The sequence below is a fragment of the Caldicellulosiruptor bescii DSM 6725 genome (assembly GCF_000022325.1).
Lineage (GTDB): Bacteria > Bacillota > Thermoanaerobacteria > Caldicellulosiruptorales > Caldicellulosiruptoraceae > Caldicellulosiruptor > Caldicellulosiruptor bescii.
In genome coordinates, this window is record NC_012034.1 from 202,225 (window position 1) to 222,442 (window position 20,218).

General features: G+C 34.2%; 18 protein-coding genes. 11 read left to right on the forward strand and 7 right to left on the reverse strand.

Annotated elements, in window-relative coordinates:
* Positions 1 to 30: 30 nt before the first annotated feature.
* Positions 31 to 312 (forward strand): SHOCT domain-containing protein, encoded by a 282-nt coding sequence (locus ATHE_RS00795; RefSeq protein WP_015906791.1) that lies wholly within the window; start codon positions 31 to 33, stop codon positions 310 to 312.
* A gap of 68 nt (positions 313 to 380) precedes the next feature.
* Here ATHE_RS00795 and rbr read toward each other — a convergent pair whose 3' ends face one another.
* The 5 genes from rbr to ATHE_RS00820 all read right to left on the reverse strand — a co-directional run bounded on the left by rbr (position 381) and on the right by ATHE_RS00820 (position 5,058).
* Positions 381 to 917, reverse strand: coding sequence for a rubrerythrin (gene rbr / locus ATHE_RS00800; protein WP_013404300.1), 537 nt, complete (start codon positions 915 to 917; stop codon positions 381 to 383).
* A 24-nt stretch (positions 918 to 941) separates the two neighbouring features.
* Positions 942 to 1,364, reverse strand: a complete 423-nt coding sequence (locus ATHE_RS00805) for a Fur family transcriptional regulator (protein ID WP_079503995.1) — start codon at positions 1,362 to 1,364, stop codon at positions 942 to 944.
* Positions 1,365 to 1,522: 158 nt separating this feature from the next.
* Positions 1,523 to 3,196, reverse strand: coding sequence for a glycoside hydrolase family 13 protein (locus ATHE_RS00810; RefSeq protein ID WP_015906793.1), 1,674 nt, complete (start codon positions 3,194 to 3,196; stop codon positions 1,523 to 1,525).
* Between the two features lie 135 nt (positions 3,197 to 3,331).
* Positions 3,332 to 3,958, reverse strand: a complete 627-nt coding sequence (locus ATHE_RS00815) for a glycerol-3-phosphate acyltransferase (RefSeq protein ID WP_015906794.1) — start codon at positions 3,956 to 3,958, stop codon at positions 3,332 to 3,334.
* A gap of 2 nt (positions 3,959 to 3,960) precedes the next feature.
* On the reverse strand, positions 3,961 to 5,058 hold the full coding sequence (locus ATHE_RS00820) for a glycosyltransferase (RefSeq protein ID WP_015906795.1): 1,098 nt from the start codon (positions 5,056 to 5,058) through the stop codon (positions 3,961 to 3,963).
* Positions 5,059 to 5,428: 370 nt separating this feature from the next.
* Between ATHE_RS00820 and ATHE_RS00825 the strand changes: the two genes are divergently transcribed.
* Positions 5,429 to 5,674 carry a TM1266 family iron-only hydrogenase system putative regulator gene (locus tag ATHE_RS00825; protein WP_015906796.1) on the forward strand — a complete coding sequence of 82 codons (246 nt, stop codon included), beginning with the start codon at positions 5,429 to 5,431 and terminating at the stop codon, positions 5,672 to 5,674.
* 21 nt (positions 5,675 to 5,695) lie between these two features.
* On the forward strand, positions 5,696 to 7,129 hold the full coding sequence (gene hydG / locus ATHE_RS00830; RefSeq protein WP_015906797.1) for a [FeFe] hydrogenase H-cluster radical SAM maturase HydG: 1,434 nt from the start codon (positions 5,696 to 5,698) through the stop codon (positions 7,127 to 7,129).
* A gap of 22 nt (positions 7,130 to 7,151) precedes the next feature.
* Here hydG and ATHE_RS00835 read toward each other — a convergent pair whose 3' ends face one another.
* Positions 7,152 to 7,538: a response regulator gene (locus ATHE_RS00835; protein ID WP_015906798.1), complete on the reverse strand. Its 387-nt coding sequence runs from the start codon at positions 7,536 to 7,538 to the stop codon at positions 7,152 to 7,154.
* A gap of 158 nt (positions 7,539 to 7,696) precedes the next feature.
* On the opposite strand from ATHE_RS00835, the gene ATHE_RS00840 reads away from it, so the two are divergent.
* A complete protein-coding gene (locus ATHE_RS00840) occupies positions 7,697 to 8,419 on the forward strand; it encodes a tRNA1(Val) (adenine(37)-N6)-methyltransferase (protein ID WP_015906799.1) in 723 nt (240 codons plus the stop codon).
* Positions 8,416 to 9,273: a 16S rRNA (cytidine(1402)-2'-O)-methyltransferase gene (rsmI, locus tag ATHE_RS00845; protein WP_015906800.1), complete on the forward strand. Its 858-nt coding sequence runs from the start codon at positions 8,416 to 8,418 to the stop codon at positions 9,271 to 9,273. The genes ATHE_RS00840 and rsmI overlap by 4 nt, the downstream gene beginning before the upstream one ends.
* A 58-nt stretch (positions 9,274 to 9,331) precedes the next feature.
* Here rsmI and ATHE_RS00850 read toward each other — a convergent pair whose 3' ends face one another.
* Positions 9,332 to 9,574 (reverse strand): AbrB/MazE/SpoVT family DNA-binding domain-containing protein, encoded by a 243-nt coding sequence (locus tag ATHE_RS00850; protein ID WP_011917919.1) that lies wholly within the window; start codon positions 9,572 to 9,574, stop codon positions 9,332 to 9,334.
* Positions 9,575 to 10,150: 576 nt separating this feature from the next.
* On the opposite strand from ATHE_RS00850, the gene ATHE_RS00855 reads away from it, so the two are divergent.
* From ATHE_RS00855 to ATHE_RS00880, 6 genes are read left to right on the forward strand one after another with little or no spacing between them, the layout of a single operon-like run.
* Positions 10,151 to 13,015: an extracellular solute-binding protein gene (locus tag ATHE_RS00855; protein ID WP_041726955.1), complete on the forward strand. Its 2,865-nt coding sequence runs from the start codon at positions 10,151 to 10,153 to the stop codon at positions 13,013 to 13,015.
* 52 nt (positions 13,016 to 13,067) lie between these two features.
* Positions 13,068 to 13,961, forward strand: coding sequence for a carbohydrate ABC transporter permease (locus ATHE_RS00860; protein WP_013431286.1), 894 nt, complete (start codon positions 13,068 to 13,070; stop codon positions 13,959 to 13,961).
* A gap of 54 nt (positions 13,962 to 14,015) precedes the next feature.
* Positions 14,016 to 14,864 (forward strand): carbohydrate ABC transporter permease, encoded by an 849-nt coding sequence (locus ATHE_RS00865; protein ID WP_041727298.1) that lies wholly within the window; start codon positions 14,016 to 14,018, stop codon positions 14,862 to 14,864.
* Positions 14,865 to 14,893: 29 nt separating this feature from the next.
* Positions 14,894 to 17,044, forward strand: a complete 2,151-nt coding sequence (locus ATHE_RS00870) for a YIP1 family protein (RefSeq protein ID WP_015906802.1) — start codon at positions 14,894 to 14,896, stop codon at positions 17,042 to 17,044.
* Between the two features lie 27 nt (positions 17,045 to 17,071).
* Positions 17,072 to 19,273 carry a DUF5696 domain-containing protein gene (locus tag ATHE_RS00875; protein ID WP_015906803.1) on the forward strand — a complete coding sequence of 734 codons (2,202 nt, stop codon included), beginning with the start codon at positions 17,072 to 17,074 and terminating at the stop codon, positions 19,271 to 19,273.
* Positions 19,274 to 19,280: 7 nt separating this feature from the next.
* Complete coding sequence (locus ATHE_RS00880; protein ID WP_015906804.1) at positions 19,281 to 20,201, forward strand: carbohydrate ABC transporter permease; 921 nt, start codon at positions 19,281 to 19,283, stop codon at positions 20,199 to 20,201.
* The last annotated feature ends 17 nt before the right edge of the window (positions 20,202 to 20,218 follow it).

Sequence of the window (20,218 nt, forward strand, 5' to 3'; positions counted from 1 at the left end):
AAAGTTAATTGAAAGGAGATGTGAATAACAATGATGAGATATTTTTATAATCACTTTGATGGTCTTTGGGGACTTCATATGATAGGAGGTTTTATTGTGGGTATTTTATTTTTAATAGTATTAGTGGTTATAATAATTTATGCTATTAACAAATTTAGCCAGTTGTATATGCAAACAAAGAAAAATGGTATGCAATCTTTTTCGCCAGAAGACGAAGCGCTTAAGATTTTAAATATGCGATTTGCAAATGGTGAGATAACTGAAGAGGAGTATGAAAGAAAGAAACGATTGATTCAGAGTAAGCAACTTTAAAAAATTTGAGGCTGCCACATGCTATTTCTGAAAAATCTAACCAATGACTAGTGGCAGCCATTAATTTTTTAATAATTCTCAGCTCTAATCTCAAAAAATGACTGTGGATGTTTGCAGGTTGGACATACCTTTGGAGCTTCTTTGCCAACATGCACATAGCCGCAGTTTCTGCACTTCCAAACAACAACATCATCTTTTACAAATACCTTGCCGTTTTCAACATTTTCAAGGAGTTTTCTGTATCTTTCTTCATGTTTTTCCTCAACCTTCGCAACAAACTCAAAAGCAATAGCTATCTCTTCAAATCCTTCTTCTCTTGCAACCCTTGCAAACTCTTTGTACATTTCAGCCCACTCGTAATGTTCGCCTTCTGCAGCAGCTTTGAGGTTTTCTTGAGTGTTGCCAATTCCGTTTAAGAACTTGAAAAATAGCTTTGCATGTTCCTTTTCATTTTCAGCTGTCTCTTCAAAGATTGCAGCAATCTGCTCGTAGCCTTCTTTTCTTGCCTGTGATGCAAAATAAGTATACTTGTTTCTTGCCTGAGACTCGCCAGCAAACGCTGCCCACAAATTCTTTTCTGTCTGTGTTCCTTTCAAATCTTTCATTTCAAAGCTCAACCTCCCATAAAATTAAGATAAACTTTTATTTTTACAATAAGGGCATACACCCTTATAGTAGACATAAATTTCCTCAACCTCAAAGTTTTTGTCTAAATAAGATTGAATAGGCTCTTTTTCAACTAAAAAGTCGTAAATCTTGCCACACACCTTACACTGAAAATGACCGTGAACAGAGGTGTCAGCGTCAAACCTTGCTATATTTTCTTCGATTGTCAACATCTGAACAAGTCCTTTTTCAACAAAAAGACTTAAAGTATTGTATACTGATGTTTTAGAAAGTGTTGGAATCTCTTTTGAAAGATTTAAATATACCTCTTCAGCTGTGGGATGTGTTCTGTGTTTTTTCAAATACTCATAAACTTTAATCCTAATCAGTGATGGTTTTATACCTCTTTTTTCAAGATCCTCTTTTAAAAGATTTATATCATTAATCTTAGCCGCCCCCTATAAAATTGATTTAAAATTAAACTGATTACAATTTTATTATAATTACAACTTTTGATTTTGTCAATAGGATTTTAAAAATCGATTTAGTTTATTAAAAACAAAAGGGCCGTATTTGTCTCACATTTACAGCCCTTTTTAGTTTCTTATATTTTGTATACCCTCGATTCATAAGGTTTTAAAACAATTTTTTCTTGGATATTGTCGTCAATTTCATAGTTACTTATCAGAAGTTCAGGTTTTTGGGTAAATATTTCATTTGGTGCTAAAAACTCGCTTTCTTCTTCAGAAAAGTTCATTACAACAAGAAGCCTTTCATCTTCATAGCTTCTTGTATATGCAAAGATCTTTTCATCGTCCTCATAAAGCATTTGAACATCCCCATATACAATGACAGGATGCTTTTTTCTAAGTTCAATCAATTTCTTATAGTAATAAAACACTGAATTTTTATCTTCTAAAGCTTTTTTAACATTTATTTCCTTATAATTTGGATTTACCTTTATCCATGGGGTACCTTTTGTAAATCCTGCATTTTCAGAATCATCCCACTGCATAGGTGTTCGTGCATGGTCTCTGCTTCTTTTGTTTAAGATTTCTAAAAGCTCTTCATCTGATTTTCCAAGCTTTTTCATCTCTTTGTACCAGTTGAGTGTTTCAATGTCCCTGAACTCATCAATACTTTCAAACTTGCAGTTTGTCATACCAATCTCTTCACCTTGGTAGATATAAGGAGTTCCCTGCCATGTGTGAAGCAGGGTTGCTAAAAGCTTTGCAGACTCAACCCTGTACTCTTTGTCGTTTCCAAAGCGTGAGACCATCCTTGGCTGGTCATGGTTGTTAAGATAAAGCGAATTCCAGCCCTTGTCTTTTAAAGCCAAATACCACTTGTACATTATCTTTTTCAAATCAGTGAGTTTCCAAGGTTTTATATTCCACTTGCTGCCGCTGCAGTCCATATCCATGTGCTCAAAATGAAAGAGCATATTAAGCTCATTTCTGTCATACTCTACATACAGCTTTGCAATCTCAGGAGTTACAAATGGAGTCTCTCCCACTGTCATGATATCGTATTTAGAAAGTACTTCTCTGTTCATTTCCTGAAGATATTCATGCACCCTTGGACCGTTGGCATAGTATTTAAAACCAATCAAACCTCCTTGATTTTCATCTGGGTCATCTGGCAGTCCTTCAACTTTTGAAATGAGGTTTATTACATCCATTCTAAAACCATCTATGCCTTTGTCAAGCCACCACTTCATCATTTTGTAAATTTCTTGACGAACCTGAGGATTGTTCCAGTTGAGGTCTGGTTGCTTTACAGCAAAAAGGTGAAGGTAATATTCTCCTGTCAGCTCATCGTATTCCCAAGCAGGGCCGCTGAAAAAGGATGTCCAGTTATTAGGAGGCCCTCCATTTTTACCAGGCCGCCAAAAATAAAAATCTCTGTAAGGATTGTCTTTTGATTTTCTGGACTCCAAAAACCATTTGTGTTCATCAGATGTGTGGTTCACAACAAGGTCCATTACAATTTTAATTCCTCTTTTGTGAGCTTCATTCAAGAGCCTATCAAAGTCTTCCATTGTACCAAACTCGTCCATGATATCATAGTAATCGCTGATGTCATAACCATTGTCTGCATTTGGGGATTTGTAAATAGGATTTAGCCAAATAACATCCACTCCAAGTTCTTGTAAATAATCAAGTTTTTCTATTATTCCTGGCAAATCTCCAATTCCATCACCGTTTGAGTCATAAAAACTTCGAGGATAGATTTGATATACAACAGCTTCCTTCCACCACTTTTTGTGCAAGTCCATCTCTGCTCCTTTCCTACAATAATGTACTCTGGGAGATATTATAACATAAATTTAACAAAAGCACTATGTATTACTTGCTATACAAAACATTATCAGTACAAAATATACTAAAACATGCTTTTGAGGAAAAAGAATTTATTTTTTTATCTCATGTTGTCTATCAGTGAGCGAAATATAAAAAGTAGCAAGTTTTTCCTTGTTTTTATATATCATTATAATTAGGTTTAAAAACCACAAAGCCAAAAGATAAACCGAAAAGTTATTCAAATAGAGATATGCACCCACAATTGTAAAGCCAAGCACTACCATAAAAGCATCCTCTTGTGTTGTTGTACGACTGCCATGCTTTAGCTTTTTCGCTATTAAAAAGAGCAGGGCAAGTACTACCGCATAGAACAGAGAAACTTTAAAGCGAGTTGTAGCACTCCACACTCCAAATGTAGTTGCAATGGATTTTCCTCCTTTAAATCTCAAAAAAGGTGAAAATGCATGTCCTAAAATTGGTGCGATTGCAGCGGGAATAATATATGACTTTGGCAGGTATCCCTGTTCAACAAAATACACAAGGGGAAAATAACCTTTTGCAAAATCAAGAAATACTCCCAAAAGTCCAATTTTAACTCCAGCTGCCTGAATCAGATTAAAAGCTCCTGGATTTCCGTCTCCAACAGCTGTTATATCCTTTTTGACAAGCTTTCCAAGCCAGTAGGAGAACATCAACGATCCACAGAAAAATTCCAAAAGAGTGATTGCAACAAGCATTTTTATTTACCCCCTACTTTAATTTGTCTTCCTTTCCAGTAGACACTTCTAATAAACTTTACTTGATAAAAAGAATACAAAATCATTAGTAAAAAATATGCAGTAGGAATAAAGTACAGTATAGGAAGTAGAAAACCAAAATCACCTATATATATTTGGAGATATAATATCTGAATGACATAAAGAATATAGCCTATTAAAAATTTAGTTGCTAAAGGATGATGAATGTACAGCAAAATCGGTGTTAAGAAACCTGTTAAGACAAGCCCAAAAGTCCACAGAGCAATTAAAATGACTGTTTTTGTATTTAAAAGCTGCATGCTTAAAGCTGCACTTTTTGCAATTCCTTCAAGCTGGCTTTTCATTCCATTTGGGTACATTCTAAATGTAACAGCACCGTATCCTAAAAAATTTTCAACTCTAATACCATTTTCGCAAAAAAGCTTGCCAAGGCTCAAATCGTCTGTTACTCTGTTACATATACGTTTGTGCCCGCCAACCTTTTCGTAGTCTTTTCTAAAAACTGCTATACATGAACCATACATACCTTTGTTCTTGCTCTTTCTTTCATAAGGTGACATAAACGCAAATACACCAAGGATATTTACAATTAGACACAATTTTTCATAAAGCTGCTGCGTTGTATGATATGGTATAACTGAAATTGCACCATTTGTTGAAAAGAGTGTCTTTATAATTCTTTCTATACCATTTTCAGATAGTCTCACATCAGCATCTAAAAATATCAGTATATCACCTATTGAATTTAAATACCCATTCCAAAGAGCCCAATTTTTACCTGTCCAGCCTGGAGGCAAAGGTGGATTTTTAATTAATTTAACGCCAAATTCTCTGGCAATCTTAGAAGTGTTATCTTCAGAAAAATCATCTACAACTATTATTTCATCGGGAACAGTAGTTTGACTAAAAAGACTTTTGAGCAGGTAAGGCAGATTTTTCTCTTCATTCCGAGCAGGTATTATTACTGAAATCTTCTGATTTAGTTCAAGAGAATCGTCCTTAGTGTCTGCCAGAAATATTTTTGAGAAAAGGAGAAATCCCGAAGCTATGCCCAGGATGAAGATAATAAAAAATATCATAAAAAAACCAGCTCCTTTTTAAAAGGGAAAGTATCGCAGAGCGTGTTTATTTATTATATTATATATCATTTGAGTTATTGTTTAAATGAAATAATATCAATAACCTTCTTTCTAACATCTTGAGTTTACAAAAAGAAAAAATTCTCAATAGTACACTTTTAAATAGTACACTTTTAATATTCTAAAGAATATGTTATAATATTAACAAACAAAATATTTGATCCTGACTTAGAGGGCATCATGGCCTGATAAGGAGGGGAATGGGATTGATGTCAACAATAAGACATAAATCCACCTCTTTTGGCTGAAAAGGTTAAAAAGTCAGGAGAGGTGGTTTTATTTTACCTGAAAAAGGGAATGGTGAAGCAAATTGGAAAGGAGAATTGGCGTTATTGGAATTGTGATTGAAAACAGAAAAGAGGTATCAGACAAGCTCAACAAAGTCTTAAGCGATCATGGTGATATTATTGTTGGCAGGATGGGTATACCATATAAAGAAAGAGGGCTTTGTGTAATCTCGCTCATAGTTGATGGAACAACTGATGAGATTGGCGCGCTCACAGGAAAGCTTGGTAGCTTGCCAGGTGTTAAAGTAAAAAGTGCTCTTACTAAATAAAAAGTGGAGTGTGATTTTGAGATGTTTAGAAAAGATGAATGGGAAAGAACTGAGTTTATAAATGACCAGATGGTCTATGATATTCTTGAAGAAGGTAGAAAAAATGTTGACAGAGCAGAAGAAATAATTGAAAAAGCTTTGCAGTTAAATGGACTTGAGCCTCAGGAGGTTGCAACCCTTCTTTATATAGAGGACAAGGACCTTTTAGAAAAGCTTTTTAAGGCGGCAAGGCAGGTAAAAGAAAGGATTTATGGCAAGAGGATTGTGCTTTTTGCACCTCTTTACATCAGCAACTTTTGTGTAAACAACTGCCGATACTGTGGTTATCACAGGTCAAATACCAAAATGAAAAGAAGAAAACTTACGATGGATGAGATACGAAAAGAGGTTGAAATAATTGAATCTCTTGGGCACAAAAGAATTGCTCTTGAGCTTGGCGAAGATCCAAAAGAAGCGCCAATTGAATATGTCATAGATGCCATAAAAACCATATATTCTGTTTACAAGGAAAAAGGAAATATAAGAAGAGTAAATGTAAACATTGCAGCAACAACAATTGAAGAATATAGGATGCTAAAAGAAGCAAAAATAGGTACTTATGTACTTTTCCAGGAAACATACCACAGACCAACCTATGAATACATGCACCCCGAAGGCCCAAAGTCAGATTACGACTGGCATACAATGGCAATGGACAGAGCAATGCAAGGTGGAATTGATGATGTTGGGCTTGGAGTGCTCTTTGGGCTTTATGACTATAAATTTGAGGTTGTTGGGCTAATCTTGCATGCAAAGCATCTTGAGGAAAGATTTGGAGTAGGACCACACACAATCTCTGTGCCAAGGATTAGACCTGCCGAGGGTGTTGAGGTGACAAAAGAAAGGTATCCTTACCTTGTTTCTGATGATGAGTTTAAAAAGATTGTTGCAATAATAAGACTTGCTGTGCCCTACACTGGAATGATTTTATCTACCCGTGAAAGACCAGGTTTTAGAGAAGAGGTAATTGACCTTGGAATATCGCAGATAAGCGCTGGGTCCTGCACGGGTGTTGGTGGCTATACTCTTGAGTATGAAGAAAAATCCACGGGTAATTTAGATGAAGACCTTGCACAGTTTGAGGTTGAAGATAAAAGAAGTCCAGATGAGGTCATAAGAACACTTTGCGAGGAGGGTTATATTCCAAGCTACTGTACAGCTTGTTACAGAAGAGGAAGAACTGGGGATTTATTTATGCAGTATGCAAAGACAGGTGACATTCAAGACTTTTGTACACCAAATGCGCTTTTGACTTTTATGGAGTATTTAGAGGACTATGGCTCTGAAAAGACAAAAGAGGTTGGGCGAAAAATTATATATGAGAGCTTGAATCAAATAAAAGATGAAAAAATGCGCAAAGAAACTGAAAAGAGGCTTGAGATGATAAGAAATGGTGTGAGAGATTTATATTTCTAAAGTTTTTCAATCAAAAAGGGGCTTATCGCATAGCCCCATTTTTGCTATTTTGCTCTTCTTCAATTTGTTTTATAACATGCTCAATCGCAAGCTTTGAAAACGGCTTTCTTATAAACTCAAAAGCACCACATTTTTTTGCTTCTTTTTCAATATCTGGCTGGGAGATGGCAGAGATTATGATAATATGTGTTTCTGGCAGTATATTTTTGATGATACGCGTCGCAGTAAGACCGTCTATATCAGGCATGGTTATATCAAGTGTGACAATGTCAGGTTTGATGTCCTCTATCTCCTCTATGAGATCTGAGGCGGAAGAAAACTCTGCTATAACCTGGTGCCCAAGTGATGTGAAGATGTCTTTTAACATGATCCTTATAAACTGGGCGTCATCTACAATACAAACCTTCATAACAAATCTCCTCTTTTTGAGATTGTCAAATATTTTCAAGGGCACTATAATATATTATAATGCTTTTGCTAAAAAAAACAACACTAATTGAATAGAATTTTTTCATGTGAATAATATCTTTGTCATATTATCAATTTTGCAGACAAAGAGGTAGGAGTATGCTCAGGAAGGAAAATTTAAAGATAGGAAACTACTGTATATATCAGGATACAGATTTTTTCCTGTATGGTACAGATGCTGTTGTGTTAAGCGATTTTATCCAGATAAAGAAAAATGACGTTGTAGTTGAATTTGGCACTGGTAATCTTATAATTCCAATTTTACTTTGGGCAAAAGGTAAAAAGTTCAAAAAGCTTTATGCAGTTGAGATTCAAAAAGAGGTTTGTGACCTTGCTGTGTTAAACAGGAATATCAATAATCTTCAGGATAGGATTGAAGTGATTAATGCTGATTTAAAAGATGCTCTCAAAATTTTTGGTTCTGAGTTTGCAAATGTAGTATTTACAAATCCGCCTTACAGAAAAGTAAACAGTGGTACTATAAATCCCAACATTAAAAAAGCCATTGCAAGGCATGAAATTATGTGTACAATTGAAGATGTTGTCAGAAGCGCAATGCAGATTTTAAAATTTGGTGGGCGTTTTTATATGGTTTACAGAAGTGACAGGCTTACAGATGCTCTATACTATCTGCGACTTTACAAGTTAGAACCAAGCCTTATACGATTTGTTCACCAGAACAAGGGAAAAGAGTCTTCACTTGTGCTGATAGAGGCCAAAAAAGGTAAACAGTGTTCATTGGTAGTTGACAAGCCACTGTTTATTGATGAAATGGAATATTACCTTGAGATGCAAAATGATAGTAAGGATGAAAAGGCATGAGTGGAAAGCTATTTATTGTTGGAACACCGATTGGAAATTTAGATGACATGTCAAAACGTGCTATAGACACTTTAAATTTAGTAGACTTTATTGCATGTGAAGATACACGGGTCACCATAAGGCTTTTGAACCATTTTGGGATAAAAAAGAAACTTGTTTCTTTTCATGAGTTCAGTCCAAAAGAAAAAGAAGAGAAAATTATTCATGAGCTAAAAGATGGCAAGAAGATTGCGCTTGTGTCTGATGCGGGAATGCCTCTTATTTCAGACCCTGGGTATGAGCTTGTTCGAAGGTGCATAGAAGAAGATATAGAGGTTACAGTGGTGCCAGGACCTTCTGCTTTTGTATGTGCTTTAGTGCTCTCTGGTCAGAACACTTACAGTTTTGTGTTTGAAGGGTTTTTACCCAAAAATAAGAGAGTTAAGAGAGAAAAACTTGAAAGCTTAAAATATGAAAAAAGGACACTCATATTTTATGAAGCTCCTCACAAACTTTTGGATACACTTTCTCAGATGGCTGAGATTTTTGGAGAAGAAAGAGAAATAAGCATTGTCAAAGAGATAACAAAAGTGCATGAAAGTGTTATGTTAACAAATCTTTCAAAAGCAATAGAGTTTTTTAAACAAAATCCTCCGAAAGGTGAATATGTGCTTGTTGTGAGAGGCTATGAAGATGCTAAAGAAAAAGAACAGGAAAACAATATTGAGTTAATAAGAGAAAAATTAAATGAAAAACTCTTGCAGGGATTTTCCAAAAAAGAGGCAGCAAGAATGGTTGCAGATGAGCTAAAGCTACCTAAGAACAAGGTGTACAAGATTATGGTTGAAAGCAGTGATGCGATTAAAAAAGAATAGAGGGCAGAATGAATTTTTCTGCCCTCTATTCTTGTGGTGTTTGTCTTCTTTTGCTCAATTAGCTCTTTTTGAGTTCTTCCATGCAGTCTTTGCAGATGTTCTTGCCCTTGTAGTAGATAACATCCTTTGCATTACCGCAGAAAATGCAAGCTGGTTCATATTTTCTGAGGATTATCTTGTCACCATCAACAAAGATCTCAAGAGCATCCTTTTCAGCAATGTCAAGTGTTCTTCTAAGCTCGATAGGAAGAACTATTCTGCCAAGCTCGTCAACCTTTCTTACAACGCCTGTTGATTTCATTTCAAATCTTCCTCCTTTCAACAAATTTCGACATTTTTCTTACATTGCTATTATACCATCGTTACAATTTTATGTCAAGGATTTTTTAAATCTTTTTACAATAAATTTTATTCAAGCAAACAATAGCTTTTGTAGGGTTTATGTGTTCAAAAAAGGTGCACTGCTTGTTTTCTGTTTTTTTCAAAAAAATTCGATTAAATCAATATTTATTGTATAATACAGATTAATAAAGAACAAGAAAATATAGACTGGGAATAACGTTTTAAATGAGCATTAATAAATTTTCGACACGATTCGACAGATTAGAAATAGTATCAAATTTTGAAATAAGTAATTATAATATTAGATCGTAGGATCAACTTGTTCACATACAAGTTTTTTAATAAAATACACACAAAAAATATTGACTAGTAAACGCTTACGATATATTATATAAACAAAAGAAAGTTGATTTTTAATATATTCAATTTTAAAAAAGGTTACAAAACCATTTATATAAAGAGTTTATAGGTTAAACTGCCTAATTTCTTAACAAATATAGTTTGGGCAAAATTACGTATAAATGTATCGAAGGAGATGATAGATTTGTCTGGGTTTTTAACAATTCTGAAAAGGACAAAATTTGTCATTGTATATTTACTAGTCATATTACTCATATTGCTCTGTAAAATCTCAGCATTTGCTTCAAGTGAAGTACCTACCCTTCAAGATTACCTAAAAAAAGTGGGAAATGTTGAAAGACCAAAGAAAGAAATTATAATTGAGGCAATTAATTACACAAGTTCAAGTAATGCAAGTGTCAGAAAAATATCACAATTCTATGGGCAAAAAGATGTGCTTTTATGGGAAAAAGAAGGTGGATGGTTAGAGTGGAGTGTAAATATTCCGGAAGATGGATTTTATAATATGGCTCTTCTCTATTATCCTTTGCCAGGTAAAGGGCTGGGGATAGAATTTAGCGTATTTATTGATGGAAAAATTCCTTATAAAGAAGCCCAAAAAGTTACATTTCCAAGAGTATGGAAGGATACAACAGGAATTAGGAAAGATAAAAAAGGCAATGATTTGAGACCAAAATGTGATGAACACCAGCAATGGCAAAAAATTGATTTTATAGATACTGAGGGTTTCTATAACAAAGCTTTACCGTTCTATTTTACAAAAGGCGAACATAAAATTAGACTTATAAGTATTAGAGAGCCTATCGCATTGAAGCAGTTGATTATATATAACAGTGAGGAATTACCAACTTATGAGGAGTACATATCAAAAAGTCGTGAAAAAAATTCAAAAAATGTGTTTATAAAAATTCAAGGTGAGAATACATATCTAAAATCTGATCCAATACTATATCCTACTTATGATAGAACCGACCCCGCAACAGAGCCTTATCATGTTTCTAAAATAAGACTTAACACAATAGGTCAGTGGAATTGGCGTTATCCGGGGATGTGGATAAGCTGGATTTTTGAAGTTCCGCAGGATGGATATTATAAAATTGCAATAAAAGCAAGACAGAATTTTGTCCGAGGGTTATCTGTTCACAGAAAGTTATATATTGACGGAAAAATTCCTTTCAAAGAAGCTGAGGATATTGAATTTCCATATAGTATTAGCTGGTATATGAAAACAATAGGCAAGAAAAATCAACCATATCTAATATATTTGAAAAAAGGTGTTCATGAATTAAGGTTGGAATCAACCCTGGGTGCTTTTTCAGAGATTTTGAGTAGAGTTGAAAGTACCACAATAGATTTAAACAATTTGTATAGAAAAATAATAATGATTACAGGCACATCACCTGACTTGTATCGTGACTATTTCCTTGAAGAGCAAATACCAGAGCTTGTCAGTACATTAAAAAGATTAAGCAATGAGCTGGAAGAAGAAGCTGCTATGTTTGAAAAACTTGCAGGGCAAAAAGGCGGAGAAGCTGAGTTTTTAAGAAGAGTTGCTCTTCAACTCAGGAGTATGGCTGAAGATACTGACACAATACCTGGAAGATTAACAAGTTTTAGAGACAATTTGAGTGGATTATCTTCGTGGCTTGCATATAGAAGAGATCAGCCATTAGAGATAGATTATATTTTGATTACATCTCCTGAGGAAAAGCTGCCCTCGCCGACAGCTTCTATTGGTAATAAGATTGTTAATTCAATAAAAGCATTTTTGTATTCCTTTGTTGAAGATTACAATAACGTAGGTGAAGTGTATCAGGGGCAAAAGGTTATTAAAGTTTGGGTTGGCGGTGGTCGCGATCAGGCGCAGATTATAAGAGATCTAATCAATGATTCATTTACACCACAGACAGGAATTAAAGTAAATGTTAGCCTGGTTCAAGCAGGATTAATTGAAGCAATACTTGCAGGAAAAGGTCCAGATATAGTTTTAACAGTTTCAAGGGCACAACCAGTTAATTTAGCCGCACGTGGTGCACTTGTTGATTTGAGCAAATTTAAAGATTTTAATGAAGTTAAAAAAAGGTTTGCTAAAACTGCTTTAGTTCCATATACGTATAATGGCGGTGTATATGGGCTTCCAGTTACTCAGGATTTTTATATGATGTTTTACAGAAAAGATATCTTAAAAGAGCTAAATATTGAATTGCCACGAACATGGGATGATATGTACAAAGTCATAGCAAAGCTTCAGAGATATAATCTTCAGGTTGGTCTTCCATATCAAAGGATTGACGCTCTTGAAGCAATTGATGCGGGGCTTGGTGCAAGAAATCTCTTTCCTACATTATTGCTTCAGTTTGGTGGAAGCTTTTATGACAAAACAAAAACACGAACACTATTGGATAGACCAGAAGCTGTAGCTGCATTTAAGACTTGGACAGATTTTTACACAAAGTACAATCTTCCTTTGATATATGACTTTTACAACAGATTCAGAACAGGTGAGATGCCACTTGGAATAGCACCATATACCACGTATAACCTGTTATCGACAGCTGCACCTGAAATTCGAAATGAATGGGGAATGGCACCAATACCTGGGGTAAAAAAGCCAAACGGTGAAATAGACCGTTCTACAGGTGGGTCAGGTACAGCATGTATAATATTAAAGAAAAGCAGAAATAAAGAAGCATGCTGGGAGTTTTTGAAATGGTGGACATCTGATGAAATTCAAACACAGTTTGGGAAAGAGCTTGAGATGCTGATGGGTACTGCTGCAAGATACAATACAGCAAATTTGAGAGCTTTTCAAAGACTTCCATGGAACAAAGAGGAGATAGAAAATTTAGAGACACAGTGGAAATATGTAAAAGAAATAGAGGAAGTTCCAGGAAGTTATTACATTACAAGAAGTATAGACAGTGCATTTTCAGCTGTTGTTTATCAGGGGATAAATCCAAGAGAAAGTATGTGGAAATATACAAAAGAAATCAACGATGAGCTTGAAAGAAAGAGGATAGAGCTTAGTTTGAATAAATAATTGAAAAATATTTAAAAAGATTTTCATAATTCCATGAAGGGAGATTTTATAGATGAGCCTAATTGAAGACATAAAAAAGAATAAAGCAAGTTATTTAATGATAGCTCCATATATGTTATTATTTACGATATTCACATTAATTCCAGTTATAAGCTCTATATTTTTAAGTTTTACAAATTACAATATGCTTCAGCCACCTAAATGGGTTGGATGGTCAAATTATATAAGATTGTTTCTAAATGATAAAATATTTTTAAAGGTGCTCAGGAATACTCTAATATTTGCATTTTTGACAGGACCGCTTAGCTATTTTATGTCTTTTTTCCTTGCATGGTTTATAAGTGAGTTCAATCCGAAGTTGAGAGCATTTTTAACACTTGTATTTTATTCACCTTCACTTGCTGGAAATGTGTTTTTCATATGGTCGTTTATATTCAGTGGCGATGTTTATGGACTTATAAATGGATGGGCGATGAAACTTGGGATTATAGATGAGCCTATTAACTGGCTTCAGGACCCAAATTACATTTTATGGGTAATTATAATAGTTCAGCTTTGGCTTAGTATGGGTGCTGGATTTTTGGCATTTGTTGCAGGTTTTCAGAATCTTGATAGAGAACTATTTGAAGCAGGAGCAATTGACGGCATAAAAAACAGATTTCAAGAACTTTGGTACATCACAATCCCGCAGATGGCACCACAGCTTTTGTTTGGGGCTGTAATGCAAATAGGTGCATCATTTGGTGTTAGCACAGTTGTTATGGCACTTGGGGGACTGCCAACAAGGGAGTACAGTGCAGACACTGTTGTGACTTATCTTATTGACTATGGGACAGTCAGATTTGAAATGGGCTATGCTTCAGCAATTGCAGTTGTGCTTTTTATTGCTATGCTTTTGACTAACAAGGTTATTACGTCAGTTTTGAGAAGATATTCATTTGATTAGTATATGTATTCTAAATTTACAAAGAGTAGGTGAGTTTAGTTGAACAGAAAAGCAATGTTGGTGTGGAGAAAACAAAACAGAAGCCTTGGAGGGAATATAGTAATATTCATTATCTTAGCGGTACTGGGTATATTTATGGCATTACCGCTTGTTTATACGATAGTCAACGCATTTAAGCCATTTGATGAAATCTTTATTTTCCCCCCACGGCTATATGTACGGCGTCCTACACTTGATAACTTTGTCTTACTGTTTCAACTTGCAACAAACATGTGGGTGCCTTTTTCAAGATATGTTTTCAACAGCTTATTTATATGCATTGTTGGCACAGTTGGTCATATTTTCATTGCATCGCTTGCTGCTTATCCGCTTGCCAAGCATCAATTTGCGGCAAAGAGGATTATAAATGAGATAATAGTTCTTGCACTGCTTTTTACACCGCAGGTTACATATATTCCTCTTTATATAATTATGTCTAACTTAAAGCTTATTGATACTTATGGAGCACTGATTTTTCCGGCTTGGCAAATGACTCTGGGGCTATTTCTAATGAGACAGTTCATGACCCAGATTCCAGATGCACTTTTAGAAGCTGCTAAAATTGATGGTGCAAATGAATTTTTGACATGGTGGCGTATAGTTATGCCAAATGTTAAGCCTGCGTGGCTGACGCTTATGATTTTATCATTTCAGCAGCTCTGGAACCAGACAGGTGGTTCGTTCATATTCAGTGAAAGTTTAAAGCCACTGCCTACTCTTATGTCACAAATAGCAGCAGCGGGTATTGCTCGTGCTGGAGTTGGTGCTGCTGTTGCGCTTGTGCTAATGATTCCACCTATTGTACTTTTTATCATATCGCAAAGCAGCGTCATGGAAACAATGGTAAATGCAGGTATTAAATAGTAAATAGTTATGTTGTAATTTCTTAAACTATGAAAGTAAAGGTGAGGACAGTGAAAGTTGAATTAAAAAGTATAAAGAGAAGTATAGTACTCATTTTTGCCATAAGCCTAATATTCCAAATAATAAGTACTACAAAAGTGTACGCATATATAATTGAAGATATGCGTGAAGTTCCATATTATCAATACAATTATGATGTATATCAGCATGAAATACCAAGCGCTGCTGGTTATTATCCAGCAAAAACCATAAGAGGAGAATATATCGGTTCAGGCAGTTTTAAAAATCCAACAGATCTATATGTTGATAACAATAATACTATCTATATTATGGACAGTGGCAACAAGCGAGTAATAGTCTGCGATAAAGACTTCAAACTTAAGAAAATTATAGATAAATTTTTCGATTCTAATGGAACTATTCAACTTATTGAACCAGATGGAATATTTGTCGATAAAAGTGGTTTAATTTACATATGTGATAAGGGTTCTAAACTGGTCTGGATATTCAACCAAGATGGCAAATTAATAAGAACCATAGAAAAGCCTGTATCAGACCTGAAAGCTGCTAAAAAAGATTTTATTCCATTTAAAGTTGTTGTTGATAATGCAGGGATTATCTATGTTCTTTCTTTGGGAAGTTTTGAAGGTGCTTATATGTTTGACCAAAATGGGAATTTTTTGGGGTTTTACGGGAGCAACAAAGTAGTTGTTACATGGCAGTTATTGGTTGATAGGTTTTGGAAGAGTATTTTAACAAAAGAACAGAAAAGTTCTATGGTAAGATATTTACCAACGGAATGTACCAGCATCGACATAGCTAAAGATGGATTTATATATACCTGTTCAAATTACACTGATGTAAGCGAAGGTGAAATAAGAAAATTAAACTATTTAGGCGAAAACATACTTTGGTATAAAAAGCAAGGCAGAACAAGAGACTATGGTGATATTTCAAAATATCAGGGGAAGGAGTTGGAAGATTCATATTTTATAGATATTGACGTGACTGATGATGGATTTATCAATGCACTTGATTATGAACGAGGACGAATTTTTCAGTATGATCAAAATGCGAATTTGCTATTCATATGTGGAGGGAAAGGTGATCAGGTAGGCACATTTAAAGATCCAGTGGCTATAGATAGTATAGCAAATGATTTAGTTGTTCTTGATAAGCTAAAAGGAACAATCACAGTTTTTAAAGAAACAAAATTAGGAAGCTTAGTACATAAAGCAACGCTGCTATATAATGAAGGTAAGTACGATGATGCAAGGCATTTATGGGAACAAGTTCACAAAATGGATTTCAATTTTTCACTTGCACATGTAGGTCTTGGCAAAGCACTTTTGAGGATGGATAAATATTCAGATGCGATGTATTATTTCAGGCTTGCAAATGATAAAGATGGTTATTCAGAGGCAAAAGAAGTTTTAAGAAATGAATTTTTAAAAAGAAATTTTGGGGTTATAGCAACAACTGTAATTGCTATAATAGTACTTTTGTATGTATTAATAAAACGCTTTAGAAAGCCACCTACAGCTCAAGACATTTATACTAAAAAGATCGACAAGTATAAATATCCTTTACATGTAATGCTGCATCCATTTAGAGGCTTTGAAGAATTAAAAGAAGAGAGGAAAGGTTCTGTTATAATTGCAACATTTATTGTGTTTATATTCTTTGTAACTATGGTCATAAATAGACAATACACAGGATTTATCTTTAATCCGTATAGACAAGATAAAATTAACATATTGTCAATATTCTCAAGTACAGTTGGTATATTTTTCTTCTGGGTACTTTCTAACTGGATGGTATCCACTCTTACTGAGGGTGAAGGCAAGTTTGGAGAAATATGGGTATTTTCGGCATATTCTCTGACACCATATATTATTTGTACTCTTTTAGCAGTTGTTATGAGTCAATTCATGATTGCAGAAGAAGCAATGTTTATAAACTTTGTAAGACTTATTGGCACCTTATGGCTTGTAATATGCATATTTAATGCAATAAAATCTGTTCATCAGTATACTCCAAGTAAAACTATAGGCACAATAGCTTTGAGTGTTTTGGGAGTAGGAATAATTCTTTTCATTATTGTATTAATGCTTACACTGTTTGGACAGTTAATAGACTTTATCAATAATGTGTACAGCGAGATACTCCTCAGGATATAGCTAACCTTTTAAAAGGAGGCATATAAATTGTTTGATTTAAAAAAGTATAAACTAATCAGAACAATTGGAATAATATTTGCAATAATCATTACACAAATATTAAGTTTTCAAAAGATTTATGCAGACTCTGAAATAAGTTTTCAGAAGATTGCTGCCAATGATAGGTTAGAATTGTATGTGAATAAAAAATATGGTTATTTCAAAGTTTTAGACAAGAAAACAAATATTGTATGGTTGAGCAATCCAGAAAATTGGAAAGAAGACACTGTTGCAGCAGGAAGTATGAAAACACAGCTTGCATCTCAACTTGTAGTAAAATATGCTTTTATGGAGTCATATGCAATTCAAACGTCAAACAGCTATGTAAGCTCTGCAATGAAAAGAGGTTTGAAAATAAAGCCAATAAAAAATGGATATATAGCCACGTATTCATTCAAAAAAGAGGGTTTTGTAATACCTGTTGCAGTAACAATTTCGAACGACTATCTGAATATTGAAGTGTTAGTCAATCAAATTAAAGAACTTAAAAAAGAAAAATACCGGCTTGTTTCCATTATGCTCTTGCCGTTTTTTGGAGCGGCAAGTAAAAGCGATAAGGGTTATATTGTTGTACCAGACGGTTGTGGAGCTGTGATAAATTTCAACAATAAAAAAGGAGAAGAAGAGTATTCACAGCGAGTATATGGTCCTGATTATGCCTTAATTAGAGAGCCCAACACGTATGTTACGCAGTATGCAAGGTTACCTGTCTTTGGAATGAATAAGAATGATTCGGGGTTTTTGGCGGTTGTAACGAATGGAGATTCAAAAGCAATAATAAATGCCTATACTAGTGGCGTTAGAACAAATTTTAATCAAGTTTTCAGCGAATTTATCATAAGAGAACAAGACAGTGTCACATTTAGAGAAAAGCAGTGGAATGAAAAAACGTTTAATATATTTGAAGAGAACATTCCAAATCAAACAAAGTACTCTATTAGATATTATTTCCTTGACAAGAATAAATCAGACTATATTGCGATGGCTGAAAAGTATAGAGAATATCTAATAAAGGAGAAAGGTCTTAAAAAAGAAGACCAGCAGAAATTACCTTTATATATTGAATTATACGGTGGAATGAAGAAAACAAAATATATTGTTGGGCTACCAAGAAATGTAACAATACCATTAACTACATTTGATGATGCTATTGAAATTTCAAAGAGATTGAAAAATATAGGTATTAAAGACATAGTTGTGAAGTATACAGGATGGTATGAAAATGGAGTGTATTATAATCTTCCCATTTCACCAAAACCCGAGAAAGTTCTGGGTGGGTGGAAAGGGTTTAGAAAAATGATAGATTACTTCAATAGAAATAATATAAAAGCATATTTTGATGTAGATTTTGTAACATTTAGAAAAGGTTCATTGTTTTATCCTCTGAATGTTGTTGCCACAAAGTCTTTGAGAAAAATGCCAGCAAAACTTATTAGATATTCACCAGCTACATGCTATGCAGATGATGATTATCCTCTACTATTTATGGTATCTCCTTCATACGTGACCAAGTTTGTTGACAAATTTATTGGATCCAAACATGCAGAGATAAAAAATATATCTATCTCAACAATTTCTAAAATGTTATATTCAGACTTTGGTTCAAAACAAATAAACAGGTTAAAAACAGAAGAGATTTTTACTAATTTGGTAGAGAAGGTGACAAAGCAGTATAATGTTTTATTAACAAGTCCAAACGGCTATTTAATACCTAAGGGAAAAGAAATAATTGATGTACCTATTTCAAGCAGCAAATTTGCAATTGAGGACTATGAAATACCATTTTATCAGATGGTGCTAAGAGGATATATTCCTTATTCTACACCAGCAATAAACGATTATACTAATGATTGGATGGTGTTATTGAAAACATTGGAAACAGGATCATTCTTAAAGTTTACATGGACCGCGAGAAATGAGGATGAATTGAAGGAAACAATGTGTGATTTTCTCTACTCATCAAATTATAGGATGTGGTTAAATGACGTAAAGAGTATGTACAGAAAAATTTATCCTGTACTGCAACAAATAAATAATAAAAAATTCTTAGAGCACAAGGTATTAAAGGAGGGACTTGTGTATGTTAAGTTTGATGGTGGAGTGGAGATATTGTTAAATTATACTTCATCTGACCAAAAGGTTGGAAATACTGTTGTAAAAGCAAGAGATTTTAAAGTTATTAAGAGGTGAATATTTAATGCAAAGAACTAATTTATTAAAAATATTTCCAAAAAGAAAGCTTACTCTTAGGCAAAAAGAAGCGTTATACGGCAGATTATTTATCCTGCCATGGCTAATTGGACTTGTTATATTCTTTATAATTCCTTTTATAAATTCCATATATTACACGTTTCACAAAATAAGATTAGGCGACAATGGTTTGGAGTTTGAATTTATTGGATGGGAAAATTATATATATGCGTTTACAAAGGACCCCGACTATTTAAAAAATTTGACATCGTCTATAACAAATATGCTGTATGAAGTTCCTATAGTAATAATTTTCAGTGTTTTTGTTGCATATTTGTTAAAAGATGATTTCAAGGGAAGAACCTTTGCCAGAACCATATTTTTCTTTCCGGTAATTATAGCATCAGGAGTTGTTATAACGGTATTGAAAGAAAACGTCCTTGGAAGCAACACATCAAGCATGGTGGCTTCATCTACAACAATTTTTAAGGCTGAGAATTTGAGAGCGGTTATGATAAACGCAGGTGTACCAAGATGGTTCAGTATGTATATTGTCGACATAGTAAATAAGATATTTGACCTGACATGGAGGTCTGGGGTTCAGATACTTTTGATACTTGCAGCGCTACACAACATTCCAAAAAGTTTTTATGAAGTTGCAATAATTGAAGGTGCGACAGAATGGGAGAAGTTTTGGAAGATAACTTTTCCAATGATTTCGCCCACAATACTTGTTGCAGTCATATATTCAATAATTGATTATTTTACTGACTATGGCAACCAAGTAATGAGAATGGTTGTAAATCAGGCGAATAACGGGAAGTTTGAATATAGTACAACTTTAGCAATAACCTATTTCTTAGTGGTTATGATAATAATTTTAATTGTAAACAGAATAATTGGTAAAAGGGTTGTTTACTTAACTTAAATTTGATTTATGAAGAG

Coding starts and splice junctions, on each gene's coding strand:
- ATHE_RS00795 (WP_015906791.1), top strand. CDS start 31: ATGATGAGATATTTTTATAATCACTTTGATGGTCTTTGGGGACTTCAT.
- rbr (WP_013404300.1), bottom strand. CDS start 917: ATGAAAGATTTGAAAGGAACACAGACAGAAAAGAATTTGTGGGCAGCG.
- ATHE_RS00810 (WP_015906793.1), bottom strand. CDS start 3,196: ATGGACTTGCACAAAAAGTGGTGGAAGGAAGCTGTTGTATATCAAATC.
- ATHE_RS00815 (WP_015906794.1), bottom strand. CDS start 3,958: ATGCTTGTTGCAATCACTCTTTTGGAATTTTTCTGTGGATCGTTGATG.
- ATHE_RS00820 (WP_015906795.1), bottom strand. CDS start 5,058: ATGATATTTTTTATTATCTTCATCCTGGGCATAGCTTCGGGATTTCTC.
- hydG (WP_015906797.1), top strand. CDS start 5,696: ATGTTTAGAAAAGATGAATGGGAAAGAACTGAGTTTATAAATGACCAG.
- ATHE_RS00835 (WP_015906798.1), bottom strand. CDS start 7,538: ATGAAGGTTTGTATTGTAGATGACGCCCAGTTTATAAGGATCATGTTA.
- ATHE_RS00840 (WP_015906799.1), top strand. CDS start 7,697: ATGCTCAGGAAGGAAAATTTAAAGATAGGAAACTACTGTATATATCAG.
- rsmI (WP_015906800.1), top strand. CDS start 8,416: ATGAGTGGAAAGCTATTTATTGTTGGAACACCGATTGGAAATTTAGAT.
- ATHE_RS00850 (WP_011917919.1), bottom strand. CDS start 9,574: ATGAAATCAACAGGCGTTGTAAGAAAGGTTGACGAGCTTGGCAGAATA.
- ATHE_RS00855 (WP_041726955.1), top strand. CDS start 10,151: ATGATAGATTTGTCTGGGTTTTTAACAATTCTGAAAAGGACAAAATTT.
- ATHE_RS00860 (WP_013431286.1), top strand. CDS start 13,068: ATGAGCCTAATTGAAGACATAAAAAAGAATAAAGCAAGTTATTTAATG.
- ATHE_RS00865 (WP_041727298.1), top strand. CDS start 14,016: ATGTTGGTGTGGAGAAAACAAAACAGAAGCCTTGGAGGGAATATAGTA.
- ATHE_RS00870 (WP_015906802.1), top strand. CDS start 14,894: ATGAAAGTAAAGGTGAGGACAGTGAAAGTTGAATTAAAAAGTATAAAG.
- ATHE_RS00880 (WP_015906804.1), top strand. CDS start 19,281: ATGCAAAGAACTAATTTATTAAAAATATTTCCAAAAAGAAAGCTTACT.